Source organism: Pseudomonas baetica, from assembly GCF_051216495.1.
Classification (GTDB): Bacteria; Pseudomonadota; Gammaproteobacteria; order Pseudomonadales; family Pseudomonadaceae; genus Aquipseudomonas; species Aquipseudomonas baetica_B.
Genome location: NZ_JBPKAM010000226.1, coordinates 1 through 2526 on the forward strand (window position 1 = coordinate 1; position 2526 = coordinate 2526).

Here is a 2526-nt window from a genome sequence, read left to right on the forward strand (position 1 = left end):
GGCTCGCTCCCACATTGGATCTGCGTTGTTCACAAATCCCCTGTGGGAGCGAGCCTGCTCGCGAAAGGGGCAACCTCAACACCACAAATTATTCGACCCGCATCTCCCCACTGAACACCAACGTACTGCGGCACCGCCGACACAAATACCGTCGTCCCTGCCGCACCAGGCCATGACGCTGTGCCGAAAACGGGAAATCGCTGTCCGGGCAGGGGCATCTGTAGATGTAGCGGGTCACGCTGCGGCGTTTGACGTCGTAGGTGTGGCAACGATTGGGCGGCAGTTCGTACACCCCGCGCATGATCAATTGCCACTCTTCGCCATGTGGCTGTATGCGGTCGCCGAACAGTTGATGGGCGATCAGGTGCGCCACTTCGTGGGCCACGGTCTGCTTGAGAAAGTCTTCGGTGTTTTCCCGGTACAACTGCGGGTTGAAACGCAGAAGATTCTCGTGCAAGTGCGCGACGCCGGCTTTTTGCCCGCGCAGCTTGAGGCTCACCACCGGGCGTTTGAAAGGTCGTTTAAAAAAGGATTCGGCTTGCAGGAAACAGTCTTCGACGCGGGAATTGAGTTGCTCGGGCATGCTTGATGGATCTCCAGAGACGTCGAGTATGCCGCAACCCCCGGGCCTTGCGTACCGCCCAAGCGCCGAATGGTCGTTGCCGCTTCTGTTGTTCAAGCATTAAAAGGCCGCCTTGCGGCGGCCTGTGTTGGCAGATCTAGTTTTTGGGTGGTGAGTTGCTAATTGGTGTAAACCGGCCCCACGCCGAGTCCCCAGACAATGACAGTAAACGCCATGATGGCCACCAGCACCACCAGGCCTACGGCGAGCACCGAACTGGAAAAAAGAAAGCCCTCGTCTGTTGGAATGTTCATGAACGTCGGTAACCCGACATACAGCAAGTAAACGGTGTAGCAGATCGCGGCGGTGCCAACGATCATCCCCAGCCACAGGTGTGGGTACAGTGCCGCCAGACCGCCAATGAACAGCGGTGTCGCGGTATAGGTTGCAAACGCAATGCAGCGGGCCAGGCTCGGGTTAGCGTCATAGGTGCGAGCCATCCAATGGATGAACGCGCCCATCACCGCAACGCCGCCCAGCATCGCCAGGTACGACATGATCGACATCCATAGTGCGCTTTCCATCGTCAACATCACCGGCGCCCGGTTGCCAATAACCCAACCGACCTGCGTGGTACCGATGAACGCGGACACGGCGGGGATTGCCGCCAGAATCAGCGTGTGGGTCAGGTACATGTGGCTGATGCTTTCCTCCTGGTCGCCACGGATTTCTTTCCATTCTTGGTCAGGGTGGGTGAAGAGCCCCACTACGTGATGGATCATGCCAGTCACTCCTCTTGTTTTTACCGTCGCCCCCCAGTGGAGCGCCTACGGGCCAATGCGGCCAAGTAAGTAATAGGTCTGGATGTGTATGCGACCTTATGAGGCAGTATAGGAAGGACTTACCCGTACAAGGTGAGGGGGCTTAGAGCAAATTGCGCTGTAAACGTTTCTGTTAATCGCTGCTGGGACTGTCAGAGGATCTTTGTGGGAGTAAGCTGGCTCCCACAGGTCGATAGTGTGCTATTCGCCCTGGCGGTGTTTTTGCGTAAAATGCCCGCCTTTCGTCACACCTCACGGATTTCGCGTCATGGGCACTCTTACGGTCAACCAGAACAAACTGCAAAAGCGCCTGCGCCGCCAGGCCGGTGAGGCTGTCGCCGATTTCAACATGATTGAAGACGGCGACAAGGTCATGGTCTGTCTGTCCGGCGGCAAGGACAGCTACACCATGCTTGATGTGCTGATGCACTTGCAGAAGGTCGCTCCGATCAAGTTCGAGATCGTGGCCGTGAACATGGACCAGAAGCAGCCGGGGTTCCCCGAACACGTGCTGCCTGCCTACCTGAAAGAGCTGGGCATCGAATACCACATCGTCGAAAAAGACACTTACTCGGTGGTCAAGGAGCTGGTTCCGGAAGGCAAAACCACCTGTTCGCTGTGCTCGCGCCTGCGTCGCGGTACGCTGTACACCTTTGCCGACGAAATCGGAGCGACCAAAATGGCCCTGGGTCATCATCGTGACGACATCGTCGAAACGTTCTTCCTGAACATGTTCTTCAACGGCTCGCTCAAGGCCATGCCGCCAAAATTGCGCGCCGACGATGGTCGCAATGTGGTGATCCGCCCGCTGGCCTACTGCAACGAAAAAGACATCCAGGCGTACTCGGACTTCAAGCAATTCCCGATCATTCCGTGCAACCTCTGCGGTTCCCAGGAAAACCTGCAGCGTCAGGTGGTCAAGGAAATGCTGCAGGACTGGGAGCGCAAGACCCCTGGTCGTACCGAGAGCATCTTCCGCAGCCTGCAGAATGTGATCCCGTCGCAACTGGCGGACCGCAACCTGTTTGACTTCACCAGCCTGAAGATCGACGAGACGGCGGCTTCGCGCTTCGTCAACGTGGTCAACCTTTAAGCAAGATTGAATGTGGGAGCGAGCCTGCTCGCGAATGCAGTGTGTCATTC

The 2526-nt window shown here is 57.2% G+C and carries 3 protein-coding genes; 1 reads left to right on the forward strand and 2 read right to left on the reverse strand.

What is annotated here, in order from left to right; all coding sequences use genetic code 11:
- Positions 1-88: 88 nt before the first annotated feature.
- Positions 89-583: a SprT family zinc-dependent metalloprotease gene (locus tag ACSFE6_RS31360; RefSeq protein ID WP_435431241.1), complete on the reverse strand. Its 495-nt coding sequence runs from the start codon at positions 581-583 to the stop codon at positions 89-91.
- 158 nt (positions 584-741) lie between these two features.
- The gene (locus tag ACSFE6_RS31365) at positions 742-1344 is read right to left on the reverse strand and encodes a Yip1 family protein (RefSeq protein ID WP_435431242.1); all 603 of its coding nucleotides are present in this window, start codon (positions 1342-1344) and stop codon (positions 742-744) included.
- Between the two features lie 307 nt (positions 1345-1651).
- On the opposite strand from ACSFE6_RS31365, the gene ttcA reads away from it, so the two are divergent.
- Complete coding sequence (gene ttcA, locus ACSFE6_RS31370) at positions 1652-2476, forward strand: tRNA 2-thiocytidine(32) synthetase TtcA (RefSeq protein WP_435431243.1); 825 nt, start codon at positions 1652-1654, stop codon at positions 2474-2476.
- Positions 2477-2526: the final 50 nt, after the last annotated feature.